Genomic DNA, 22,653 nt, shown 5'->3' with positions numbered 1-22,653 from the left:
GGCTTACTGTGCGCTCGTCTGATCGCCTTGCAACTTCTCGGTGATCGCGCTCATCTGATCATTCAGCCAGACCCGCCCCTGATCGACCGTCGCGACATAGCCCGCCATCGGGGTGGCCGCAGCCGGGACGCGCGCGCTGATTTGAGGCGCAAAAATATAGGCCAGCGCACATATTGCCGCGAGCAGAAGCATAAAGACAAACCCGCGCGAGAACCCCGACCGCCGCCGCGCCGCCATCTCGGGCGAGCTTTCCGCAATCGTTTCCCCCGTGCGATCTGTGGTCGCGGTGAGCGTGTCGTTAATCTCGTCTATATTGGGCAGACGTTCGCGCCCGCGCGTGCGCGCTGCATCATCGGGCTCGCTGCCATTGAGATCCGCGACGCGATCTTCGTCCTCGGCATCCGGATCATTGAGATCCGAGAAATCTGGCACCGAACGGCGCTGCTCAGCCAGCCTAGCTGCGGGCGTAATCGGGGCTTCGCTCGCCTCGGGTGCGCCATCCAGCGCCATTTCGTCTTGCACCTGCATCTCGCTGACGCCCTCGGCGCGGCGATACGCGGCCTCGCGTTCGGCCTCTTCGCGCAACACGGACAGCAGGCTGTCATCCAGCGGCTTGCGCGGCGTTACACCCGCTTTCGGGGCCGCGCCAATGGCGTCCCCCGCCGCTCCGGCGGCCAAAAGCGAGGCAATCGCGACATCGGTGTCGTCTTTATCTTGCGCATCGTCTTCGACGGGCTGCGTATCCTGTGCGGCCTCGGTTTGCTCGGACTCAACGGCGGCGCTATGGGCTTCCATATCGGCCTGAACCGCAACTTCAGAGAGCGGCGCGATTTCGTCTGTCTCGGGATCGGTGGTGTCGTCGCTTTCCTCGGCGCCTTCCTCAGCGTCGAAATCCCAATCAATTTCTTCTTCGCTCTCCTCAAACGCGTCTTCTACATCTGGCGCATCTTCGGTTGAGCCTGCTTCGACCGGTGCAGTCTCGGGCTCGGGCTCGGGTGCAGTCGCATCAGCGACCGGCGTATCTGCCGCGCTTTCCCACCCTTCGGCGTCCCAATCTTCGGGAACCGGATCGGGTTCGGGCGTTGCAGCCTCGGCGTCAAGCATGGCTTTAGAGGGCTGAAACCAGCTATGTGCGCAATTCGAACATTGCACATCACGACCGTTCGGAGGGATGACCGCGTCATCCACTTCATACTGAGCGCCGCAATTGGGGCAAACCAAGCGCATCTTAAATCCTGTCCCTGCCCGTGTTGACGTTTTGCTGTTCTGGCCAACCGCTTTTTTATGTTGTAGCAAGCGCAGGACGAAAGTCCAAGCATTTTGGTCACATAGGGCCGATGAAGCGCACAAAATAGAGGGCTTGGCCGTGATCAAACTGCAACATGTGGCGATGAGCTATGGCGGCAAAGAGCTGTTAAGCGACATGTCGCTTAGCTTGGCGCCCGGATCGTTTCATTTTTTGACTGGTCCGTCAGGGGCCGGGAAGACGACATTTCTCAAGCTATGCTACGCGGAATTGCTGCCCTCAACGGGGCAACTGACGCTGTTTGGCAAGGATGCGCTAGGTATGACGCGCGACGATATCGCCGGAATTCGCCAGCGTATCGGTGTCGTGCATCAGGATTGCCAGTTCCTCGAACATCTCTCGGTTGAAGAAAACGTGGCCCTACCGATGACGGTGTCGCGCCGCCCCGTAAATGCGGGCGAGCTGCATGAATTGCTGGGCTGGGTCGGGCTGAAACATCGCCGCGAGGCGCTGCCCGCACAGCTCTCCGGAGGCGAGCGGCAACGCGCGGCGCTGGCGCGCGCAATCATCATGTCGCCCGATGTGATTTTGGCCGATGAGCCGACGGGCAACCTTGATTGGGAGATGTCGCTACGTCTCTTGTCGTTGCTGACGGAGCTGAACCGCATGGGCAAAACGGTGGTAATCGCCACGCACGATCTGAACCTGATCCGGCAAGCCAAGGCGCAGGTTTCGGCGCGGGTTTTGCGCATCGCGAATCGTCGCTTGCAACATGCGGGGGCCGATCTGTGATGCGCGCACCGTTGTCCTTGCTGAAATCCGAACGCCCTGGCGCGGATCGTGTCGTTCCGCCCACCGGCTTTACCGCGCGGCTGACGCTGCTGACCGCCGCCGCGATGGCGTTTCTGGCGGTGTTTGCGCTGGCGCTGTCTCTGGCGACGGGGCGGCTGGCGGATCGCTGGGCCGATAGTCTGGCGCGCTCGGCCACGATCCGCATTTCGGCCCCGCCCGATCAGATGGAGGCGCAGGTCGCCGCCGTTCTGGCGGTGCTCAAAACGACGCCCGGCGTGGCCAGTGACCGGGTGCTGGGCAATGACGAGATGAAAGACCTGCTCAAGCCGTGGTTCGGCCCTGATTTGCCGGTCGATGCGCTGCCGCTGCCCAAGCTGATCGCCGTGACCGAAACCAACACGGGCATCGATTCCGAAGGGCTGCGCCTGCGTCTACAGGCCGAGGCCCCCGGTGCGGTGTTTGACGATCACACCCGTTGGCGCCGTCCGTTGGTGGCGGCAGCTGAACGGCTGCGCCTGCTGGGGTTGATGTCGCTGGTGCTGATCTTCGGTGCGATGGCGGGGATGATCACGCTGGCCGCGCAGGCTGCCTTGGCCGCCAATGGTCAGGTGATTGCCACGCTGCGACTGGTTGGCGCGCGCGATACGTTCATCGCACGCGCTTTCGTGCGCCGTTTCACGCTGCGCGGTCTCGCAGGGGCGGGGCTGGGTGTGCTATTGGGAATGGCGGCGATGGCCGCGCTGCCCTCGGCCAATGAGGCGGGGGGCTTTCTGACGGGGCTCGGCTTTAGCGGCTGGGGCTGGTTCTGGCCGCTGATTATTCCGCCGGTGGCTGCGATTGTCGCCTATGGCGCAACCCGTTTTGCCGCCGCCCGCATGCTTCGGAGAATTCGCTGATGAACGACGCTGTAAAATCCCATCTTCCCGGCAGGATCACGTGGTTCAGCTATGTGCGTGCTGCGGTGTTTTACGTTCATATCGCGTTGGCGACGCTGGTTTTCGGCATCTGGGGGCTGATTTTCCAACTGCCCCGCGGCCGGGTCGGGGCGCATAAGGTGGCCTCGGTCTGGTCGGGGCATCTGCTAGCGGCGGCGCGGTTTTATCTTGGCCTGCGCTATGAATTGCGCGGTGAGATGCCCGAGGGCGACTGTCTGGTCGGGGCCAAGCATCAAAGCTTTTTCGACATTCTGATCATCGCCCATCACATGCCGCAGCGTTCGTTCATCATGAAAAAGCAGATCATGAATGTGCCGATCATGGGCTGGTATGCGCTGCAAGCCGGTTGCATTCCGATTGACCGCTCGCGCGGGTCTGAGGCGATGAAAGCGATGCTTGAGGGCGTGAAAAAGGCGCAAAAAGAAGGGCTTGGCCAGCTTATCATTTATCCCGAGGGCACGCGCACCCGCCCGGGAGAAAAGCGGCGCTACAAGCAGGGGATCGGGGTGATTGCGGATGCCACGGGCCTGCCCGTCTACCCGGTCGCCACCAATGTCGGCCTGTTCTGGAGCAAGCGCGGCTGGCCGATTCATTCCGGGGTTGGCGTGGTCGAATTCATGCCCCCGATCCCCGCCGGCCTGTCCGCGCCCGGCGTGCTGAGCGAGTTGCAAGAGCGGGTCGAAACGCAGTCGGACGCGCTCATGGCAGAGGCCGGGTTCGTCGCACCGCAGGGCGAACCTGCCGCGTAATCAGCTGTTTTCAGAGTGATAAGCGGGACAGGGCGCGATTTACGCCGCCAGCCCTTTGGTGCCGATGTCGAGGAATTTCTTGCGCCGCGCTGCGATCAAATCGGCAGGCTTTAGCCCGTCCAACTCGCCCAGCATCAGCTCTATTTCCGCGCCAACCGAGGTAATCGCCGCGCTGGCATCGCGTTGCGCCCCGCCCATCGGCTCTTTGATGATGCGGTCAATCACGCCCAGTTTTTTCAGGTCTTGCGCAGTCAGTCGCAGCGCTTCGGCCGCTTCACGCATTTTCTCGGCATCTTTCCACAGGATCGAGGCGCAGCCCTCGGGCGAGATCACCGAATAGACCGAATGTTCCAGCATCGCGACGCGGTCGCCGGTCGCAAACGCCACAGCGCCGCCCGAGCCGCCTTCGCCGATGATCACCGAAATCAGCGGCACGCCGATTTGCAGGCATTTCTCGGTAGAGCGCGCGATGGCCTCGGATTGGCCGCGTTCCTCGGCACCTTTGCCGGGATAGGCGCCGGGCGTGTCGATCAGCGCGACGACGGGCAGTCCGAACCGCGCGGCCATATCCATCAAACGAACCGCCTTGCGGTAGCCTTCCGGGCGCGCCATGCCAAAATTCCGCTCGATCCGGCTGGTCGTGTCATGGCCTTTTTCATGGCCGATCACCATCACCGGACGATCATTCAGACGTGCCAGCCCACCCATCACCGCATGGTCATCGGCAAAATTGCGATCCCCTGCGAGCGGAGTGTATTCGGTGAAAAGCTGGTCAATATAGTCGCGGCAATGGGGCCGTTCGGGATGGCGCGCGACCTGACACTTGCGCCAGGCGCTGAGATCTTTGTAAAGATCGCGCAGCATCGTATCGGCTTTTTTGTCGAGGGCCTTGGCCTCTTTCTCGACATCCATTTCCTCGTTTTTCCGCGCCAGCGCGCGCAGCTCTTCGGCTTTGCCTTCGATTTCGGCGAGCGGTTTTTCAAATTCGAGATAGGTCATGGATCACCCTAGTGTCGCAATTTGACCCATTCTATGAAGCGCGCGTTGGGGAAATGCAACCGCACGCGCGGGTCAATGCCGCGGTTGCGAAGTCGCGTCCGGCTGCTAGGCTGATCTCAGGAGCGCGTATGAAACAGTAAGATTGGGGGCGCTATGGCGTTTGAGATTGAATTGAAACATATCCCTTCGGTGCGTTTGGCCGGGCTGGCGCATCGCGGACCCTATCCCACAATCGGGCCGATCTTTCGGGAGTTGGCTGCGCTGATCCCCGAACCTTCATGGGTTGAGGTCGAGGGGGGCGCGATGATCGGGCATGACGACCCGCGTGAGGTTGCGCCCGAAAATCTGCGCTCGCATGCGTGTTTTGTCGTATCCGAGGGCTTTGCGATGGTGCCGCCGCTGGAAGAAATCCGTTATCCTTCAGGGCGTAACGCGGTCTTGCGTGTGAAGGGGCCTTACACGTTGTTGCCCGATGCCTATCGCTGGCTGATTGACGAATGGTATCCGAATTCGAGCGAGAGACACCGCGATCTGGCAATGTATGAGGTCTATCTGAACGACCCCAGCAACACCGCGCCCGAGGATCTGGTGACCGAGATCCGGTTTCCGCTGAAAGGCTGACCGGCGTCACGCTATTCGGAGAAAACAAGGGGTGAGAGACGGAGACGCCCCAGCTTTGGGCCGGGGCGTTCCTATACCCTCATGCGCTCGGGCCTCCCCTCCCCAGCGCTCCGGGATCTCATCACTATAACGCACTATAGCGCGATTCGTTTTAAAATGGTTTAATTTTTAATCATCTCAGCCTGTCTGACGATCACTTCTGCCTGTTTTATTGAGGCAATGTCAACAAGACGGCCTTTATAAACGGTCGCGCCCTCGCCCCGCGCGGTGGCGTCTTGCATCGCCGCAAGGATTTCGCGGGCCTCGTTCACGGCAGCGTCCGAAGGCGTGAATACCTCATTGGCCAATGCGATCTGTTTCGGGTGGATCGCCCATTTGCCAACCATGCCAAGCGTGGCCGAGCGCAGGGCTTGTGCGCGGAAGCCCTCATCATCGGAGAAATCGCCAAACGGGCCATCAACGGGCAGAATGCCATGCGTGCGACAGGCGGCGACGATGGCGGTTTGCGCCCAATGCCACGGGTCCGACCAGTATTTCGCGCCCTCGCGCAGCATGTAATAGTTTTCCTGCGTGCCCCCGATTCCAGTGGTCTGCATCCCCATCGAGGCGGCGAAATCGGCAGCGCCAAGGCTCATCGCCTGCAAACGCGGGCTGGAGGCCGCGATTTCCTCGACATGTGCGATACCGGCAGCACTTTCGATGATCACCTCAAAGCTGATCTTTTTCTTGCGCCCCTTGGCGGTCTCAATCGCGGTGACCAGCGCATCTACGGCGTAGACATCCGCGGCGCAGCCCACTTTCGGGATCATGATCTGGTCGATCCGCTCGCTGCCCTCTTCCAATAGTTCAACCACATCACGATACCAGTAAGGCGTATCCAGACCGTTAATGCGCACCGACAGATATTTGCTGTTCCAGTCGATGTCGTGGCTGGCCGCGATGATATTGCGCCGCGCTTGCGCCTTGTCGTTGGGCGCAACCGAATCCTCAAGATCAAGGTTGATGACATCGGCGGCTGACGCTGCCATTTTGGGAAACAGTTTGGTGTTAGAGCCGGGGCCGAACAATTGGCAACGGTTCGGGCGGGCAGGGGAGGCGGGTTGAAGGCGGAAGCTCATCGCAGGCCCTTTCGCAAGGAAGTTACGTTTCTAGTTGCGGATTGGGTATATTGTTGCGCGTCGCCTTGCAAGGCGATTTTGCGCGTGCAGAATCGTCAGCCGCGATGCAGCATGGTTTTTAGGCGCCTCGGGAAAATCTTCGGCGCGCTGGCGAAATAGGCGAATAATATTGCGCATGGCCTTGCTTGTTGCAAGAAAATCCCCAAGAAATCCCCCAGCTGCGCCCTATTATCGCTCTCGAACCTGCAACAGGAGACCCCAATGGCCTTGATCGACACCCCTTATCTGCTGTTTCTTGGCGACGCGCCCGACCCGCTGGCCGCAAAAGTTGCGCAAGGGATCAAGGATTGGCGTCCTGAATTTGCCATCGGGCAATACCGGATGGACGGGTGCCAAGCCGATATGGGCATTCCCGACATGGACTTGGCCGAGGCCATCGCGGCGGGCTGCAAAACGCTGGTGATCGGGGTTGCCAACCGGGGCGGCGTGATCAGTCAGGCGTGGAAAAAGGTGCTGGTTCAGGCGCTTGAAGAGGGGCTTGATATTGCCTCTGGCTTGCACAACCTGCTGCGCGACGAACCTGAATTGGTCGCGGTGGCCGAGGCCTGTGGGCGCCAGTTGCATGACGTGCGGATCCCGGCGGTGAAATATCCGATTGCCAATGGCGAGAAACGCACCGGTAAGCGCTGCTTGGCGGTGGGCACGGATTGCTCGGTCGGCAAAATGTATACCTCGCTTTGCATGGAGCGCGAAATGCTGGATCGCGGCATGAAGGCCAGCTTCCGCGCAACCGGGCAGACCGGCATCCTGATCACCGGCGACGGTGTGCCGCTGGATGCGGTGATCGCCGATTTCATGGCCGGGTCAATCGAATATCTCACGCCCGACAATGACCCCGATCACTGGGATCTGATCGAGGGGCAGGGCAGCCTGTTCCACGTTTCCTATTCCGGCGTGACGATGGCGTTGATTCATGGCGGCGCGCCCGACGCGCTGATCCTGTCGCATGAGCCGACGCGCACGCATATGCGCGGCCTGCCCGGCTATGCGCTGCCCTCGCTGCAAGCGTTGCGCGATATGGCGCTGAGCCTTGCGCGGGTGGTCAATCCTGACTGTCAGGTCGTGGGCATTTCGGTGAACACGCAAAAGATGCCCGAGGATGAAGCGCGCGCCTATCTGGCCCAAGTCGAGACCGAAATGTCTCTGCCCGCCACCGACCCGTTCCGCTTTGGCGCGGGCAAACTGGTGGACGCGCTCGCTGCAATCTGATCGGATGCGCAGGTGGCCGGGGGCAGGAGCCTCCGGCGGGAGTATTTCGGGCTAGATGAAAGGGGCGCAGATGATCCGCGTTCAGCACGACACGTTCAAATTGGCGCAGGTGTTCACCATCGCGCGCGGCTCTAAAACGGCGGCCGAGGTCTTGACCGCCACGGTGGAACGCGATGGCGCGAAGGGCTGGGGCGAATGTGTGCCCTATGCGCGCTACGGCGAAAGTCTTGAGAGCGTCACCGCCCAGATCGAAAGCCTGCCTGCGGGCATCACGCGCGCCGAGCTGCAAGAGGCGCTGCCCGCAGGGGCGGCGCGCAACGCGGTCGATTGCGCCTTGTGGGATTGGGAGGCCAAGCGCGCGGGAAAACCGGTTTGGGAACTCGCCGGTCTGGCGCGCCCCGAGCCGCTGATCACCGCCTACACGCTGTCGCTGGATACGCCCGAGGCAATGCGCGCCTCGGCTGCCGCGCAGGCCCATCGTCCGCTTTTGAAGATCAAGCTCGGCACGCCCGATGACCTGCCGCGTTTGCGCGCGGTGCGTGAAGGCGCGCCTGAGGCGCGCATCATCATTGATGCCAATGAGGGCTGGCAGATGGAGACCTTCCTTGATCTGCAAGCCGAGTTGCATGCGCTCGGCGTAGTGTTGGTCGAACAGCCCCTGCCTGCGGCGGGCGATGAGGCGCTGTCGGGTATCGAGCGCCTCGTGCCGATCTGCGCTGATGAAAGCTGCCATGACCGCGAAAGTCTGGCCCATTTGCGCGGCAAATATGACGTCATCAATATCAAGCTCGACAAGACCGGCGGTTTGACCGAAGCCTTGGCCCTGCGTGCATTGGCGCGATCCGAGGGCTTTGACGTTATGGTCGGCTGCATGGTCGGGTCTAGCCTTGCGATGGCCCCCGCCGCCTTGGTCGCACAGGGCGCCGATTTCGTGGATCTTGACGGGCCGTTGCTTCTGGCCGAAGACCGCAGCGCAGCGTTGCACTACAAAGGCAGCGAAATGGACCCGCCAGAGCCAGAGCTTTGGGGCTGAGTAAGGAGATCGAAATGAGCCGGACTGTCTATCTGAACGGGGCGTATCTGCCCGAGGAAGAGGCCAAGGTCTCGATCTTTGACCGGGGCTTTGTGATGGGCGATGCGGTCTATGAGGTGACCTCGGTGCTGGGCGGCAAAATCCTGGAGTTCGAAGGCCATATGAACCGTCTTGCCCGCTCGCTCAGCGAGTTGGAGATGACCTGCGATCTGAGCCGCGAAGAATGGATCGAAATCCATCGCGAACTGATCGCGCGCAATAATATCGACGAGGGTCTGGTCTATTTGCAGATCAGCCGCGGCAATGCGGGCGATCGCGATTTCCACTACCCGCCCGCGGGCACGCCGCCGACCGTGGTGCTCTATACGCAGGCCAAAACGAACCTCGCCGATGATCCCAAAGCCAAGACCGGCATCAAGGTGATCTCGCTGCCCGATCTGCGCTGGCATCGCCGCGACATCAAGACCGTGCAGTTGCTGTATCCGTCGATGGCCAAGATGGCCGCCGAAGCAGCGGGCAAGAATGATGCGTGGTTTGTGGAGGACGGGTTTGTCACCGAGGGCAGCTCGAACAACACCTATATCGTCAAGGGCAACAAGATCATCACGCGCCAGCTTAGCCATGATATCCTGCACGGGATCACCCGCGCCTCGCTGCTGAAATACGCCGCCGAGGCGCAGATGGAGATCGAGGAGCGCCCCTATACCATCGCCGAAGCGCAAGCCGCCGATGAGGCGTTTTTCACCTCGGCTTCGGCGTTTGTGATGCCGGTGGTCGAGGTCGACAACGTGGCGATTGGCGCGGGAAAACCCGGCCCCGTTGCAGCGCGTCTGCGCGAAATCTACCTTGAGGAAAGTCTCAAAGCCGCGATCTGATCGGCCCTTGATCGCCAGACATCAAAAAGCCCCGGCCAGCCCAGCCGGGGCTTTTCTAGCACGCGCCTTGCCTTATTCAGGCGGCGTGTGCGCGGAACGACAGGACCGCAGGCGTAAGCGTCGTCGGGTCGGTGTTTTCAATCAGCAAGATCGGCTCATCCGCGATCAGCGCAATCGCGTGGCGACCCGTGGGATCGGCTTCAAAGCGGATTTCACGCGCATGCGGGGTAGGGCCGTCAATCTCTAGCGCGATCTGATCGCCGGGCGCGAAATTCGGGATGCGGGGCAGGTCGTCTTGCGTCTCGCTCGCCACCTCGGGGGCCTCGAGCATCGCCTCAATCCGCGCCATCACATCGGCATCTGGATCATCGGGCACGGGGGGCGTTTGCGGCGCGGTCTGCGCTGCGTCTTCACGGGGAGGCTCACGCAACTCATCAAGCGGCACGACGGGCGCGCTCAGATCGGAAAGTGTCTCGTCGGGCGCGCTCAGATCGGAAAGTGTCTCGTCGGGCTCAGACGTGTCTGCGCGCTTGAACAGGCGCAGCTTGAAGCGGGGCAACTTAAAACGGGGCAGCGCCAGCGTGACCCGCTTGCGCCGCGCAGGTTTGGGGGCGTCGCTTTGGTCATTGTCTTGCGCAGCGTCAGTGGCCTCTTGCGCCTGCGCCACCTTGCCCGCGCGACGGGGCGCGAACTCGGCCCAGCCCAACAGGGCAAGCGCGATCGTGACGGCAAGAAACAAGGCGAACATAGCTGCAAACTCCCGGATGTTAGCGGCAGTTTGTGGGCGACGGGCGCAACCGACAAGGCGTTTGTGTGCGCATTGGGGCGTGATTGTTTACCGTTGCTTCACCAATCTCGGCGGGGCGGCGGGATTGGTAAAGCGGGTGCATCAAAGCCAAAACCGAAGTGGCGAAAGCAAGGCAAAAGCGGGCGAAACCAGTGCTGATTTCACCCGCTAAAGATCGCCGATTCGGGACGCCGAGGGATCAGATTTTGCGCGGCAGATAGACTTCGGGCGATGAGGTGTTCAGGGTAGAGCCGACACCCAACAAGACCGACGTCGGCTGCAGATCCGAAAGCTGAGTATTTTGCAGCACCGCCACCGACTTGCCCCAAATCGAGATGGTCACATCCGCGCCGGTCTGCCCGATGGTGAAATCGTCGCTGTCTTTATAACTGGCGACTTCGAACAAGACGGACTCGCCCGCTTCCCCGTTTTCGCTATCCCCGGAAGGGGTCGGATTGAAGTCTGTGATCGTCACAGCTTGGCCCACGCCATCGCCCTTGCTTGGCGAGAGGAAAAAAGCTGTCCCAACCCGCGCCGCCCGTTGCCTGATCGGCGTCATCAATGAACAAAATATCATCGCCCGCGCCACCATTCACGATGTCAGAAGATCCCTGATAATTGTCCCACGCGACGAGCGCGTCATCGCCATATCCGCCGTTGAAGGTGTCGCTCCCGAGATTGTCGAAAATTATGTCATCGCCGGTATTGCCGCGCAAAGTGTCGTCGCCCGCACCGCCATACAGAGAATCGTCTCCGCTGCCCCCGTCGATATAGTCGTTGCCATTCCCGCCTACGCCACCGAAGAAGTCATTGGCTTCGAGCAAAGAGATCGAAAGGGCGATCGAATTGCCAGAGAAGATGAAATCGGCTGCGCTTTCATCCAGCACGTTGCCATCGTCGCCGCCCTCAAGCCATAGCGTATCATCGCCCTGCGAGCCGAAGATCGCATCATCTCCGTGGCCGCCGTCGATATAATCGTCGCCAGTGCCGCCAACTGCGCCAAACAGGCCCGAGTTTTCATAGATATCCAGAAAGTCCTCGAACGACTCTGCGCCATCCAGATCATCTTCGATGGCTAGCGTGACCTCCCCCTGATCATCGCCGCCTTCAAGGAAGATGCGATTATCCCCTGCGAGGCCCGTTACGCTGTCGGTGCCATCGGTGCCGGTGATCGTGTCATCGCCCGCCAAGTCGTCAGAGCTATCATGATTGTCATCGTCGTCATCGCCCATGCTGAAGGCCAGCGCGAGCGGTAGAAATGCCAAAAGTAAAAGTGCCACCATGAGGGTGATTGCCCCTAGGCCCCCTTGAAATTCATCAAAGGTATTGAGGGGGCGTCACGGTTCTATCAACGCTTGTGAGGCCTGTGAGGTCACGTTCCTCGATGCGAAACAAGCCCGTTTAATCGTGGGCATTGCTGCCGCCTATAGCCCGCTTTCGGCCAGAACCTGTTGCAAAATCGGCGCAAGCCGCGCCGCCCATTTCGCCTGCTGCGCTGGTGTTTCGATCAGATCGTTGCGCAGTTCGATCAACACGTTAGGGCGCCCCTTTTGCAGCGCATGGCGGTCAATCGAGTCGCCCTCAAGATGCCCCAGATAGGGTTCGTTATCGCCCACGCACAGATCGGATTCCGCACAAAGCCGCGCGATCAGGGGTAGCGCAAGACGGCTATCGGCGGGGGCATGCAGCACCCCGACCTGCCAAGGCCGCAGCGCCCGCCCGCGCAGGCGGGGCGTGTAGGAATGAACGGCGCAGATCACCGTGTCGTCGCGCTGCGCGGCCAGCTTTGCATAGGCGTCATGATAGGGGCGATAGAGCCGTTCCAGCCGCGCCTCGATCTGCGCGGGCGTCGCCACTCGATTGGCGGGAATGATCGTGCCATCGTAAAGCTGCATTACCAGTGTTGGATCGTCCTCGCCGCGGTTGGGATCAATTACCAGACGCGAGAAATCCGACGCAATCAGCGGTGCGTCCAACTGCTTGGCCAGCGCCTCGGACAGCCCCAGCGCACCCACGTCATAGGCGATGTGGCGTGCCATATCCGTCGCCGCGATCCCCAAATCGCCCCCCGCCACCCAATCGGGCACGGTATTGCGGGCATGATCGCAGGTGACAAGCCAACGCGAAGGGTGCTCCGGGCGGGTAATGCTATAAGGGGATTGATCCGTCATCTTCTCTTCACGCTTGCTCGATATCGCCCCAATTAGACCGAAACTTGACCCAAGGGCCAGTTGCAGGCCGCGACAATTTGCGCCATACCCCTCCTTGGCCCACGAAATGACACCAATTTGATCAGGAGACGAGGACGCATGAGACGCCTTCGCAATGTTAAAATCGTGGCCACCTTGGGCCCATCCTCTTCGGACTATGAAAGCATCAAGGCGCTGTTCGTCGCCGGTGCCGATGTGTTCCGCCTCAATATGAGCCACGGCACCCATGACGAGCATCGCGCCCGTCACGCCATCATCCGCAAGCTCGAGGCCGAGTTCTCGCGCCCGATCGCCATTCTCGCCGACCTTCAGGGGCCGAAGCTGCGCGTGGGCACATTTGCTGCCGGTGCTGCCGATCTTGAAGAGGGCGATGCGTTCCGCTTTGACCTTGATGACGTGCCCGGCACCAATCACCGCGCGCGCCTGCCTCATCCCGAGATCTTCGCAGCGCTCGAGTCGGGCTCGGAATTGCTGGTCAATGACGGCAAGATCCGCATGCGCGTCGAAGACTGCGGCAGCGATTACGCCAATTGCACCATCACCGTGGGCGGCACGATTTCCGACCGCAAGGGCGTGAACGTGCCCGACGTGGTGCTGCCGGTGGCCGCGCTGTCGGACAAGGACCGCAAGGATCTGGAATTTGCCTGCGAGATGGGCGTGGACTGGCTGGCGCTCAGCTTTGTGCAGCGCCCCGAAGACGTCACCGAAGCGCGCGATCTGGCCAAAGGCCGCGCCGCGATCCTGAGCAAAATCGAGAAACCCTCGGCGGTGCGCAGCTTTGATGACATTCTGGCGGTGTCTGACGGGATCATGGTCGCGCGTGGCGATCTTGGGGTCGAGCTGCCGGTGCAGGCTGTGCCGCCGATCCAGAAACAGCTGATCCGTAAATGTCGCGCTGCCGCCAAGCCGGTAATCGTGGCGACGCAGATGCTGGAAAGCATGATCGAAAGCCCGATGCCGACGCGCGCCGAAGTCTCTGACGTAGCGACCGCGATCTATGAGGGTGCAGATGCCGTCATGCTCAGCGCGGAATCCGCAGCCGGGCGCTATCCGGTCGAGGCGGTCGAGACGATGAACAACGTCGCGATCTCGGTCGAGAAAGACACGATCTATCGTGAAATCATCGAAGCCTCGCGCAATGCCGACCGCCAGACCGTTGCTGACGGGATCGTGGCCGCCGCGCGCGAGATCGCAGAGACCACCGATATCGCGGCGATTTGCGCCTATACCCAGTCGGGCGCCACCGTTGCGCTGACCGCGCGCGAACGCCCGCGCGTTCCGATCATCGCGCTCTCGCCGATCGATGCCACGCTGCGCCGTGTCACCCTGACCTGGGGCGTGCATGCCGTGCATTGCGGCGAGCTGGAGCGTTTCAAGCAGGCCGTCGTCAACGCTGCCCGCGCGGCACGCGATTTCGGCTTTGCCGATGAGACGCAGCAGATCATCGTCACCGCCGGTGTGCCCTTTAACGTGCAGGGCACAACGAACATTCTGCGCGTCGCCCCTTGCGATGAAAGATTGATTTATCGCACCGACCCTGAGTAAACTTCCCGTAGGGGAGTGAAACGAAAGGGCACGGAATGGATTTGGCCGGGCTTGATACCGATCTGATCCTGACAATCGGTCTGGTGATCGCGATCTTCGCGATCCCGGCCGTCATCTCGGCATTCTCAGATCATCGCCCGCCCCGCGCCGCCGCAGTTGCCGTGCTGATGGCGGGCGGGCTGATTGTCTTTGCGTTTTACGCCAAACCCGACGGCTACACGATCGAACGCATCCCCGATGCAGTGGCGCGCACGGTCGCGCGGGTGTTCAACTAGGTTGCGCGCTGCGGTTCAGTCTGTGATTTCGTAAGTTTGGCCTTGCCAAGCGCAGCCTGCGCGTCTATCAGGCGCGCTCGACCACCGCGCGTCCGGCCCAAGTGGCATGCCGAGTCGCGCTTCCACACCCTGAAAAGGAGCTGTAAATGCCCAAGATGAAGACGAAATCCGCTGCGAAAAAGCGGTTCAAGTTCACCGCCACCGGCAAAATCAAAGTCGGTCACGCCGGCAAGCGCCACGGCATGATCAAACGCTCCACGAAATTCATCCGCGACACCGCAGGCACCATGGTGCTGTGCGAGGCGGATACGAAGATCGTGAAGAAATACATGCCTTACAATCGCTGATCGGGAGACTTGAACAATGTCACGCGTTAAATCCGGTAAAGTCACCCACGCCTCGCACAAGAAAGTGCTGAAAAAGGCGAAAGGCTATTACTCCGCGCGCTCGCGCAACTTCCGCACCGCCACGCAGGCGGTCGACAAGGCCAACCAATACGCGACCCGCGACCGCAAGGCGCGCAAGCGTAACTTCCGCGCGCTCTGGATCCAGCGTATCAACGCCGCCGTGCGTTTGGTCGATGCCGATCTGAGCTACTCGAAGTTCATCCACGGTCTGGCTCTGGCTGGCGTCGAAGTGGACCGCAAGGTTCTCGCCGATCTCGCCGTGCACGAGCCCGAGGCGTTCGCCGCCATCGTGGAGCAGGCCAAGGCCGCAGCCGCAACGGCTGTTGCCGCCTAAGCGCGACCACCGTTATCGAAATTGCGAAAGGCCGCTCCCTCGGGGCGGCCTTTTGCGTTGCCCCCTTATCTCGCGTGGGCGCTGGGCAAGGGGCGCTGCCCCCTCTGGCCTGCGGCCATTCACCCCCGGGATATTTCGATCAAGAGGAAGGGCAAACGCATTCCGGCTTCCAGGTGTTGGAAATATCCCGGGGGTGAATGGCCGCAGGCCGGGGGCAGCGCCCCTCTTCTTATAAAGGCGAGGTTGCAAACGGTCCGCCCTGCGGCTAACCCCTAGGCCAAAGAATTTGGCGGGAAAGACATGCAAGATCTGCGCGAAAAATACCTGAAAGCCGTGGCCGGGGTCAGTGACGAGGCCGCGCTTGAGGAAATCCGCCTTGCCGCTTTGGGCAAGAAGGGTGAAATCAGCCTCAAAATGCGCGAGCTGGGCAAGATGACGCCCGAGGAGCGCCAGACCACGGGCAAGGCGCTCAATGTTCTCAAGGATGAGATCGACGCCGCCCTGCGCGCCAAAAAGGCGGCGCTGGCCGATGCGGCGCTGGATGCGCGCCTGGCCGAGGAATGGCTTGATGTTACGCTGCCGGGGCGTCCGCGGCGTCAGGGCACCATCCACCCGGTCAGCCAAGTCATGGATGAGGTCACCGCGATCTTCGCCGATATGGGCTTTGCCGTGGCCGAGGGACCGCAGATCGAAGATGACTGGCACAATTTCGACGCGCTCAACATCGCGCCCGAACACCCCGCGCGGCAGGAACATGACACGTTCTTCATGAACCGCGCCGAGGGCGATAACCGCCCGCCGCATGTGCTGCGCACTCATACCTCGCCGGTGCAGATCCGCGCGATGCTGGATCAGGGCGCGCCGATCCGCGTGATCGCGCCGGGCCGCGTTTACCGCATGGACATGGATCAGACTCACACGCCGATGTTCCATCAGGTTGAGGGCATGGCGATTGGCCGCGATATTTCCATGGCGAACCTGAAATGGGTGCTCGAAGAATTCTGCAAGGCGTTCTTTGAGGTGGACGGGGTCGAGCTGCGCTTTCGCGCCTCGCATTTCCCCTTCACCGAGCCCTCGGCCGAGGTCGATATCCGCTGCTCATGGAAGGGCGGCAGCCTGAAAATCGGCGAGGGTGACGACTGGATGGAAATCCTCGGCTCGGGGATGATGCACCCCAAAGTGCTGGAAGCGGGCGGGATCGACCCCAATGAGTGGCAAGGCTTTGCCTTTGGCATGGGCATCGACCGGTTGGCGATGCTGAAATACGGCATCCCCGACCTGCGCGCGTTCTTTGAAAGCGACCTGCGCTGGCTGAAGCATTACGGGTTCAATGCGCTGGACCTGCCGACGGTGTTTGGTGGGTTGAGCCGGTAATGGAGTGGCTGAAGGAACTCGATCCGAGGGTCCTTCAGGGTTCGCTAACTGTGTTGGCGGCAGTAATAGCCTCTGGCACAGCATTGTGGATCGCGTACGTAGCCTACCCTCGTCAGAAACGTTTTGATCGAGTGAATGACTGGAATAGAGACAAGCGCGAGAGTTACGGACAGTTTCTCTCTCATCTCGAAGACTTCTTGCTCGAGCGTGAGATTCGCGAGGGTGCAGATAAAAAGGCTCAGTTTCGCCGACTGACAGGCGTACTCGGGCAGCTAGAGATATTGGGAGAACGAGAGGTCTTCGATTTGGCCTGTCTGTTAGTACGTCGAGTGTCGCTCGAAGTTAAACACAACACGGGTATCGTTACTCGGCGATCGGTTGTGAAACGGGACGACGTTTGGGAAATGCGGGAGAAACTCGTTGCTGCAATGAAACGTGATCTTGCGAAGTAATTAATTTCCTTACGCTCCGCGTAGAGACTAATTTAACCTGCGGTTAGAACTAATAGGAACCTACGCCCCCCTCCCGACGCTTCCCCACCAAACCCACCACAAAAAGGAAGCCCATGACCGAGCAAAACCTCATCTTCGACACCCCCGCGCACGAGCAATCCCCCGAACAGCGTCGCTTTTACGCCTATACCGAGATCGCCTACACCGTGGTCGATTTCGGCGCGGCGTTTTGTTTCATCGTCGGCTCGATCTTCTTCTTCTTCGAAAGCCTGATGATCCCGGGAACGTGGCTTTTCCTTATCGGATCGGTGCTTTTCGCCGCAAAACCCTCGATCCGGCTCTGGCGGGAGTTGAAACTTCTGCGCATGGGCGATTACAAGGAGCTCGCGCAGCGCAAGTAACCCCGAGGGACGCCCATGAAATTCACACTCTCCTGGCTCAAGGATCACCTTGATACCACGGCCTCCGTCGATGAGATCGCCTATGCGCTGACCGATCTGGGGCTTGAGGTCGAAGAGGTCATCGACCCCGCCGCCAAGCTGGCCGCCTTTACGCTGGCCCGCGTTACCGCCGCCCAACAGCACCCCGATGCAGACCGTCTGCGGGTGTGCACGGTGCTGACCGATGAGGGCGAAAAGCAGATCGTGTGCGGGGCACCCAATGCGCGTGAGGGGATCACCGTCGTGCTGTGCAAGCCCGGCGATTATGTGCCAGGCATTGATGTGACGCTGAGCGTTGGTAAAATTCGCGGCGTCGAGTCCCACGGCATGATGGCGTCCGAGCGCGAGCTGGAGCTGAGCGACGAGCATAACGGCATCATCGAGCTGCCCGCCGATTCAGTGGGGGCCGAGGTCGGGCAAAAGTTCACCGACTGGCTGGCCGCCAACCGCCCCGAGGCCGTGGACCCGGTGTTCGACATCGCCATCACCCCCAACCGCCCCGATGCTTTGGGCGTGCGCGGCATTGCGCGCGATCTGGCCGCGCGCGGTTTGGGGATGCTCAAACCGCTAGAGGTCGAGCCCGTGCCCGGCGGCTTCCCCAGCCCCGTTTCGGTCAGCATTGATCCCGCGCTCAAGGAAACGGGCTGCCCGCTATTTGCCGGTCGCGTCATTCGCGGCGTCACCAACGGCCCCAGCCCCGAGTGGCTGCAAAAACGCCTGCGCGCGATTGGCTTGCGCCCGATTTCCGCGCTGGTCGATATCACCAACTATTTTACCTATGACCTGAACCGCCCGCTGCATGTGTTCGACATGGCCAAGGTCGCAGGCGATCTGCGCATCCAGCCTGCCAAGGGCGGCGAGGAATTTCTCGCGCTGGATGAGAAAACCTACACGATGCGCGCGGGCGACATGGTAATTTGCGATGATAACGGCGTTGAAAGCCTTGCCGGGATTATGGGCGGCGAGGCCTCGGGCGCGGATGAAACCACGACCGATGTCTTTCTGGAATCCGCCTATTGGACGCCCATCACCATTGCAGCCACGGGCCGCGCGCTGAAAATCAACTCGGATGCGCGCTATCGGTTTGAACGTGGCATCGACCCCGAGTTCACCCTTCCGGGCTTGGAACTGGCGACGCAGATGGTGCTGGATCTGTGCGGTGGTGAAGCCTCGGAAATTGCGATGGATGGCGCGGTGCCCGACACCACGCGCGCCTATCGTCTGGACCCCGCGCGGGTGATTTCGCTGGTCGGCATGGACATCCCCGAGGCCACGCAGCGCGAAACGCTTACGGCGCTGGGCTTTACGCTGAACGGCGATATGGCGACTCCGCCAAGCTGGCGTCCCGATGTTCTGGGCGCGGCCGATCTGGTCGAGGAAGTGGCCCGCATCGCCTCGCTCACCAAGCTGCAAGGCACACCGATGGCGCGCGAAACCTCCGGTGTGCCGGACCCGATCCTGACGCCGATGCAGGTGCGCACCCGCATGGCGCGGCGCATGATTGCCAGCCTTGGTTACAATGAATGTGTGACCTATTCCTTTATCGACGCGGCCTCGGCCACGCTGTTCGGCGGTGGCGCGGATGCGACGAAGCTGGACAACCCGATCAGCTCGGAAATGACCCATATGCGCCCCGATCTGCTGCCCGGTCTCTTGCAGGCTGCCGCACGCAATCAGGCACGCGGCTTCTCGGATCTGGCCCTGTTCGAGGTCGGCCCTGCCTTCAGTGGTGGCGAGCCGGGTGAACAGGTGGTGCAAGCGGCGGGTCTGCTGGTCGGTCAGGCCGGTCCGCGTGATCCGTGGGGCTCGCGCCGCCCGGTCGATCTGTATGACGCCAAGGCCGATCTTGAGGCCGCACTTTCCGCCATCGGGGCGCCTGCGCGCGCGCAGATCAATCGCAAGCTTGACGCTTGGTGGCATCCCGGTCGCGCGGGCACGCTGGCGCTTGGCCCGAATGTGCTGGCCAGCTTTGGCGAGGTGCATCCCAAGACGTTGCGCGAAATGGGCGTCAAAGGCCCCGCTGTCGCCTTTACGATCTGGCTGGAAAACGTGCCTTTCCCGAAGAAGAAAGGCGCAACTCGCCCCGCGCTGAGCAGCTCTGATCTGCAAGCGGTGGAGCGCGATTTTGCCTTTGTCGTAGACGCGAAAGTCGAGGCGATCACCGCTGTCAACGCTGCCCTTGGTGCGGATAAAAAGCTGATCGACAGCGTGCAGGTGTTTGACCAGTTCACCGGTGCCAAGGCCGAGGAACAGATGGGCGCGGGCAAGAAATCCATCGCGCTCTCGGTGCGCTTGCAGCCCAGTGACAAGACCCTGACCGATGCCGAGATCGAGGCGGTGAGCGCCAAGATCATCGACAAGGTCGCCAAGGCGACGGGCGGCAGCCTGCGCGGCTAGAGACGCTGCGTCACCCTTTGCCGTTTGGAAAAACGCGATAGGCTCTTTCCCATAAGGGGAGGGGCCTTTTGCGTTTTGATTACCTGATCTTGGGCGGAGGCTCGGCGGGCGCGGTTCTGGCTGCGCGGCTGTCGGCTGACCCAACCGTCACCGTCTGCCTGATCGAGGCGGGCCGTGAGGCGCGTGACATCTTTGTTCGCGCACCCGCGCTGGTCGCCGCGCTTGTCTCGGGACGCCCGAAAATCCACAACTGGGCATTTCACACAACGCCGCAGGCTGGCCTGAACGGGCGGCGGGGCTTTCAGCCGCGCGGGCGCGGGCTTGGCGGGTCGTCTGCGATCAACGCGATGCTGTATCTGCGCGGCCAGCCGCAGGATTACAACGACTGGGCCGAGATGGGGGCCGAGGGCTGGGATTGGGACAGTTGCAAGCCGTGGTTTCTGGCGAGCGAGCGCAACATGCACGGCGCGTCCGATCTGCATGGTGATCAAGGTCCGCTGCAAGTGGGCGATCAGTGCCGCCCGCGCCCGATCTCGCGTGCTTTCGTCGAGGCCTGCGGTGCCGTGCAATGCCCGCCCAATGCGGATTTCAACGGCCCCGAGCAGATAGGCGCGGGGCTCTATCAGGTCACGCAGTTCTGGGACGGGCCGCGCAAGGGCGAGCGATGCTCGGCGGCCGCCGCCTATTTGCATCCGGTCATGGCGCGCCCCAACCTGACGGTGATGACGCTTGCGCGGGCCGAGAAAATCCTGATCGAGGACGACCGCGCCACCGGGGCGCTGGTGCGCCAAGGGCGCAAGCGCCAGCACATCACGGCGCGGCGCGAAGTGATTGTCAGCGCGGGTGCGTTCGGCTCGCCGCAACTCTTGATGCTCTCGGGCATCGGCCCCGCCGATCATCTGCGCGAACACGGGATTGATCCGATCCTTGATCTGCCCGGCGTGGGCGCGAACCTGCATGACCACCTAGATTACATTATCAGCTACACCTCGCCGCGCCGCGATGTTGTTGGCCTTAACCCGCGCGGGCTGATGCGGATGGCGCGCGCGGCGGCAAGCTGGCGCAAGCATGGCGAGGGGCTGTTTGCCTCCCCTATGGCCGAGGGCGGGGCGTTTTTGCGCTCGGATCCCAGCCTCAACCGCCCTGATCTGCAACTCCATTTCGTCGTCGGCATCGTCGATCAGCATATGCGCAAACCCCATCTCGCCGATGGCTGGTCGGCCCATATCTGCGCGCTGCGCCCGAAATCGCGCGGCACGCTGCGCCTTGCGAGTGCTGACCCGCGCGCCGCGCCGCTGATTGATCCGGCTTTCCTCCAAGACCCGCGCGATCAGGCGTTGATGCTGCGCGCCGCGCGGCTGCTGGAAACCATCACAGACGCGCCCGAACTCGCCCCGTGGCGCGGGCGCAAGCTGTATTCCCATGACGGATCGGACGCGGCGCTGATGGCTGATATTCGTGCGCGTGCCGATACGATCTATCACCCCGTGGGCACCTGCAAGATGGGGCGCGACGACATGGCGGTGGTCGATCCGCAGCTGCGCGTGCGTGGGATCGCGGGGCTGCGGGTGGTGGATGCCTCGGTGATGCCGAAACTGGTTTCGGGCAATACCAACGCGCCCACGATCATGATCGCCGAGCGCGCCGCCGATTTCATCCGGTCCGATCACGCGGGTGATTGACGCCATCGGCCCAACGCACCGGGTCCAGATCACGCGGATTCACCCCCTCAAGACAGGCGGCATTCACCCCGTATTCATTGGGGTTCGAGCGGCGCTGATGATGGGTGTAAATCCCGCAAGTCTTGCAGAAATAATGCTTCGCCGTCATCGTGCCGAATTGATAGAGCGTCAGGTTCTCGGCCCCCTTCAAGATCCGGATACCATCAAGGGGCGCGCTGACCGCCACCGCCCCGCGCCGCCGACAGAACGAGCAGTCACACCGCCGCGCCGTCGCCAACCCATCGCTAAGCGTGACCGCCATCTCCACCGCGCCGCAATGACAGCTCAGCCGGTGGGGCGTTTGAATATCGGGCAACATTAGCGCTCTCTCCTGACAACGGGGATCGGGGTTTGCCCGATGCGGCTTGCGGGGTGGGGCGGGTGGCCGTGGGTGCGGGTCCAGAACCTCGGCCCACCCAAGACCAACCACAGCGGGATGCACAGCGCAAGCCCCGCCACAAAGCCCCCGATATGGGCCATATGCGCAACGCCGCCGCTGGTTCCGGCGATGATTTCACTGCCGACCTGAAGGGCAAACCACAGCCCCAGCACCACCCAAGCAGGCACCGGCCAGATTTTGTAGATCAGCACAAAGAAAAACATCACGTCGATGCGCGCGCGCGGGAATAGCAACACATAGCCCCCCATCACCCCCGCAATCGCCCCCGAGGCCCCCACCATCGGCACCATTGAACCGGGATCGGTCACCACATGCGCAAGGGCGGCGACCAGCCCACAGGCCAGATAGAAGGCGGCAAAAATGACATGGCCCAACTGGTCTTCAAGGTTGTCGCCAAACACCCAGAGAAACAGCATATTCCCGGCCAGATGCAAAATTCCCGCATGCAGGAACATATGGCTCACCAGCCCGGGCAGCATCTCGCCCTGCGTCACAGCCCCCGGCCACAGCGCGTTGCGCAACCAGAACCCGCGCATATCCAGCCCCCAATCGGCGGTCATCACATAGACCGCGCAATTGATCGCAATCAGCGCCCAAGTCACATAAGGTGTTTTGCCCGAGGGGTTATGATCGCGCAGCGGAAACATGGGCGCGAGTGTGCCACGCCCGCCCCG

The 22,653-nt window shown here is 61.7% G+C and carries 25 protein-coding genes; 16 read left to right on the top strand and 9 right to left on the bottom strand.

Features of this window, described 5'->3' with window-relative positions:
- Positions 1 to 3: 3 nt before the first annotated feature.
- Entirely contained in the window at positions 4 to 1,227 is a 1,224-nt protein-coding gene (locus DT23_RS12440) for a zinc-ribbon domain-containing protein (RefSeq protein ID WP_081847151.1), read from the bottom strand.
- 139 nt (positions 1,228 to 1,366) lie between these two features.
- Here DT23_RS12440 and DT23_RS12435 point away from each other — a divergent pair, with 139 nt between their 5' ends.
- From DT23_RS12435 to DT23_RS12425, 3 genes are read left to right on the top strand one after another with little or no spacing between them, the layout of a single operon-like run.
- The gene (locus DT23_RS12435; RefSeq protein WP_038131833.1) at positions 1,367 to 2,038 is read left to right on the top strand and encodes a cell division ATP-binding protein FtsE; all 672 of its coding nucleotides are present in this window, start codon (positions 1,367 to 1,369) and stop codon (positions 2,036 to 2,038) included.
- Positions 2,038 to 2,934, top strand: a complete 897-nt coding sequence (locus DT23_RS12430) for a cell division protein FtsX (protein ID WP_038131667.1) — start codon at positions 2,038 to 2,040, stop codon at positions 2,932 to 2,934. The genes DT23_RS12435 and DT23_RS12430 overlap by 1 nt, the downstream gene beginning before the upstream one ends.
- Positions 2,934 to 3,722, top strand: a complete 789-nt coding sequence (locus DT23_RS12425) for a lysophospholipid acyltransferase family protein (protein ID WP_051697267.1) — start codon at positions 2,934 to 2,936, stop codon at positions 3,720 to 3,722. Before DT23_RS12430 ends, DT23_RS12425 begins: the two co-directional genes overlap by 1 nt.
- 39 nt (positions 3,723 to 3,761) lie before the next feature.
- On the opposite strand, the gene DT23_RS12420 is transcribed toward DT23_RS12425, so the two are convergent.
- Positions 3,762 to 4,721 (bottom strand): acetyl-CoA carboxylase carboxyltransferase subunit alpha, encoded by a 960-nt coding sequence (locus DT23_RS12420; protein ID WP_038131666.1) that lies wholly within the window; start codon positions 4,719 to 4,721, stop codon positions 3,762 to 3,764.
- Between the two features lie 153 nt (positions 4,722 to 4,874).
- On the opposite strand from DT23_RS12420, the gene DT23_RS12415 reads away from it, so the two are divergent.
- Positions 4,875 to 5,342 (top strand): AraC family transcriptional regulator, encoded by a 468-nt coding sequence (locus DT23_RS12415; RefSeq protein ID WP_051697266.1) that lies wholly within the window; start codon positions 4,875 to 4,877, stop codon positions 5,340 to 5,342.
- A 161-nt stretch (positions 5,343 to 5,503) separates the two neighbouring features.
- On the opposite strand, the gene DT23_RS12410 is transcribed toward DT23_RS12415, so the two are convergent.
- Positions 5,504 to 6,460, bottom strand: a complete 957-nt coding sequence (locus DT23_RS12410; protein ID WP_038131664.1) for an L-malyl-CoA/beta-methylmalyl-CoA lyase — start codon at positions 6,458 to 6,460, stop codon at positions 5,504 to 5,506.
- Between the two features lie 267 nt (positions 6,461 to 6,727).
- Between DT23_RS12410 and dgcN the strand changes: the two genes are divergently transcribed.
- From dgcN to DT23_RS12395, 3 genes are all read left to right on the top strand, one after another.
- The gene (gene dgcN, locus DT23_RS12405; protein WP_038131828.1) at positions 6,728 to 7,729 is read left to right on the top strand and encodes an N-acetyltransferase DgcN; all 1,002 of its coding nucleotides are present in this window, start codon (positions 6,728 to 6,730) and stop codon (positions 7,727 to 7,729) included.
- A 70-nt stretch (positions 7,730 to 7,799) separates the two neighbouring features.
- Positions 7,800 to 8,762, top strand: a complete 963-nt coding sequence (dgcA, locus tag DT23_RS12400; protein WP_038131827.1) for an N-acetyl-D-Glu racemase DgcA — start codon at positions 7,800 to 7,802, stop codon at positions 8,760 to 8,762.
- A gap of 14 nt (positions 8,763 to 8,776) precedes the next feature.
- Positions 8,777 to 9,637, top strand: a complete 861-nt coding sequence (locus DT23_RS12395; protein WP_038131663.1) for a D-amino-acid transaminase — start codon at positions 8,777 to 8,779, stop codon at positions 9,635 to 9,637.
- A gap of 76 nt (positions 9,638 to 9,713) precedes the next feature.
- Here the strand turns inward: DT23_RS12395 and DT23_RS12390 are convergent, their stop codons facing one another.
- The 4 genes from DT23_RS12390 to DT23_RS12375 form a co-directional block, all read right to left on the bottom strand.
- Positions 9,714 to 10,385, bottom strand: a complete 672-nt coding sequence (locus tag DT23_RS12390) for a hypothetical protein (RefSeq protein ID WP_038131662.1) — start codon at positions 10,383 to 10,385, stop codon at positions 9,714 to 9,716.
- 238 nt (positions 10,386 to 10,623) lie between these two features.
- Complete coding sequence (locus DT23_RS12385; RefSeq protein WP_038131660.1) at positions 10,624 to 10,830, bottom strand: hypothetical protein; 207 nt, start codon at positions 10,828 to 10,830, stop codon at positions 10,624 to 10,626.
- Positions 10,831 to 10,858: 28 nt separating this feature from the next.
- On the bottom strand, positions 10,859 to 11,707 hold the full coding sequence (locus DT23_RS12380; RefSeq protein WP_051697265.1) for a calcium-binding protein: 849 nt from the start codon (positions 11,705 to 11,707) through the stop codon (positions 10,859 to 10,861).
- Positions 11,708 to 11,848: 141 nt separating this feature from the next.
- Positions 11,849 to 12,595, bottom strand: a complete 747-nt coding sequence (locus DT23_RS12375) for an N-formylglutamate amidohydrolase (protein WP_038131659.1) — start codon at positions 12,593 to 12,595, stop codon at positions 11,849 to 11,851.
- A gap of 138 nt (positions 12,596 to 12,733) precedes the next feature.
- On the opposite strand from DT23_RS12375, the gene pyk reads away from it, so the two are divergent.
- From pyk to DT23_RS12330, 9 genes are all read left to right on the top strand, one after another.
- Complete coding sequence (pyk, locus tag DT23_RS12370; protein ID WP_038131658.1) at positions 12,734 to 14,179, top strand: pyruvate kinase; 1,446 nt, start codon at positions 12,734 to 12,736, stop codon at positions 14,177 to 14,179.
- A 35-nt stretch (positions 14,180 to 14,214) separates the two neighbouring features.
- Entirely contained in the window at positions 14,215 to 14,454 is a 240-nt protein-coding gene (locus tag DT23_RS12365) for a hypothetical protein (RefSeq protein ID WP_038131656.1), read from the top strand.
- A gap of 146 nt (positions 14,455 to 14,600) precedes the next feature.
- On the top strand, positions 14,601 to 14,801 hold the full coding sequence (rpmI, locus tag DT23_RS12360; protein ID WP_038131654.1) for a 50S ribosomal protein L35: 201 nt from the start codon (positions 14,601 to 14,603) through the stop codon (positions 14,799 to 14,801).
- A gap of 16 nt (positions 14,802 to 14,817) precedes the next feature.
- A complete protein-coding gene (rplT, locus tag DT23_RS12355) occupies positions 14,818 to 15,195 on the top strand; it encodes a 50S ribosomal protein L20 (protein WP_038131653.1) in 378 nt (125 codons plus the stop codon).
- 300 nt (positions 15,196 to 15,495) lie between these two features.
- Positions 15,496 to 16,569 (top strand): phenylalanine--tRNA ligase subunit alpha, encoded by a 1,074-nt coding sequence (gene pheS / locus DT23_RS12350; protein ID WP_038131652.1) that lies wholly within the window; start codon positions 15,496 to 15,498, stop codon positions 16,567 to 16,569.
- Complete coding sequence (locus DT23_RS12345) at positions 16,569 to 17,021, top strand: hypothetical protein (protein WP_038131650.1); 453 nt, start codon at positions 16,569 to 16,571, stop codon at positions 17,019 to 17,021. The genes pheS and DT23_RS12345 overlap by 1 nt, the downstream gene beginning before the upstream one ends.
- Before the next feature lie 113 nt (positions 17,022 to 17,134).
- Positions 17,135 to 17,422 carry a YrhK family protein gene (locus tag DT23_RS12340; protein ID WP_051697264.1) on the top strand — a complete coding sequence of 96 codons (288 nt, stop codon included), beginning with the start codon at positions 17,135 to 17,137 and terminating at the stop codon, positions 17,420 to 17,422.
- Positions 17,423 to 17,437: 15 nt separating this feature from the next.
- Positions 17,438 to 19,858 (top strand): phenylalanine--tRNA ligase subunit beta, encoded by a 2,421-nt coding sequence (gene pheT, locus DT23_RS12335; protein WP_038131649.1) that lies wholly within the window; start codon positions 17,438 to 17,440, stop codon positions 19,856 to 19,858.
- 68 nt (positions 19,859 to 19,926) lie between these two features.
- Positions 19,927 to 21,540 carry a GMC family oxidoreductase gene (locus tag DT23_RS12330; RefSeq protein WP_038131648.1) on the top strand — a complete coding sequence of 538 codons (1,614 nt, stop codon included), beginning with the start codon at positions 19,927 to 19,929 and terminating at the stop codon, positions 21,538 to 21,540.
- Here the strand turns inward: DT23_RS12330 and DT23_RS12325 are convergent.
- Together DT23_RS12325 and DT23_RS12320 are read right to left on the bottom strand one after the other, a co-directional pair.
- On the bottom strand, positions 21,512 to 21,898 hold the full coding sequence (locus DT23_RS12325; protein ID WP_038131646.1) for a GFA family protein: 387 nt from the start codon (positions 21,896 to 21,898) through the stop codon (positions 21,512 to 21,514). The genes DT23_RS12330 and DT23_RS12325 overlap by 29 nt on opposite strands.
- Positions 21,898 to 22,626: a rhomboid family intramembrane serine protease gene (locus tag DT23_RS12320; RefSeq protein WP_038131645.1), complete on the bottom strand. Its 729-nt coding sequence runs from the start codon at positions 22,624 to 22,626 to the stop codon at positions 21,898 to 21,900. Before DT23_RS12320 ends, DT23_RS12325 begins: the two co-directional genes overlap by 1 nt.
- Between the last annotated feature and the right edge of the window lie 27 nt (positions 22,627 to 22,653).

Source organism: Thioclava indica (assembly GCF_000714545.1).
GTDB classification, from domain to species: domain Bacteria; phylum Pseudomonadota; class Alphaproteobacteria; order Rhodobacterales; family Rhodobacteraceae; genus Thioclava; species Thioclava indica.
This window is presented reverse-complemented; position numbering and strand designations above follow the sequence as displayed.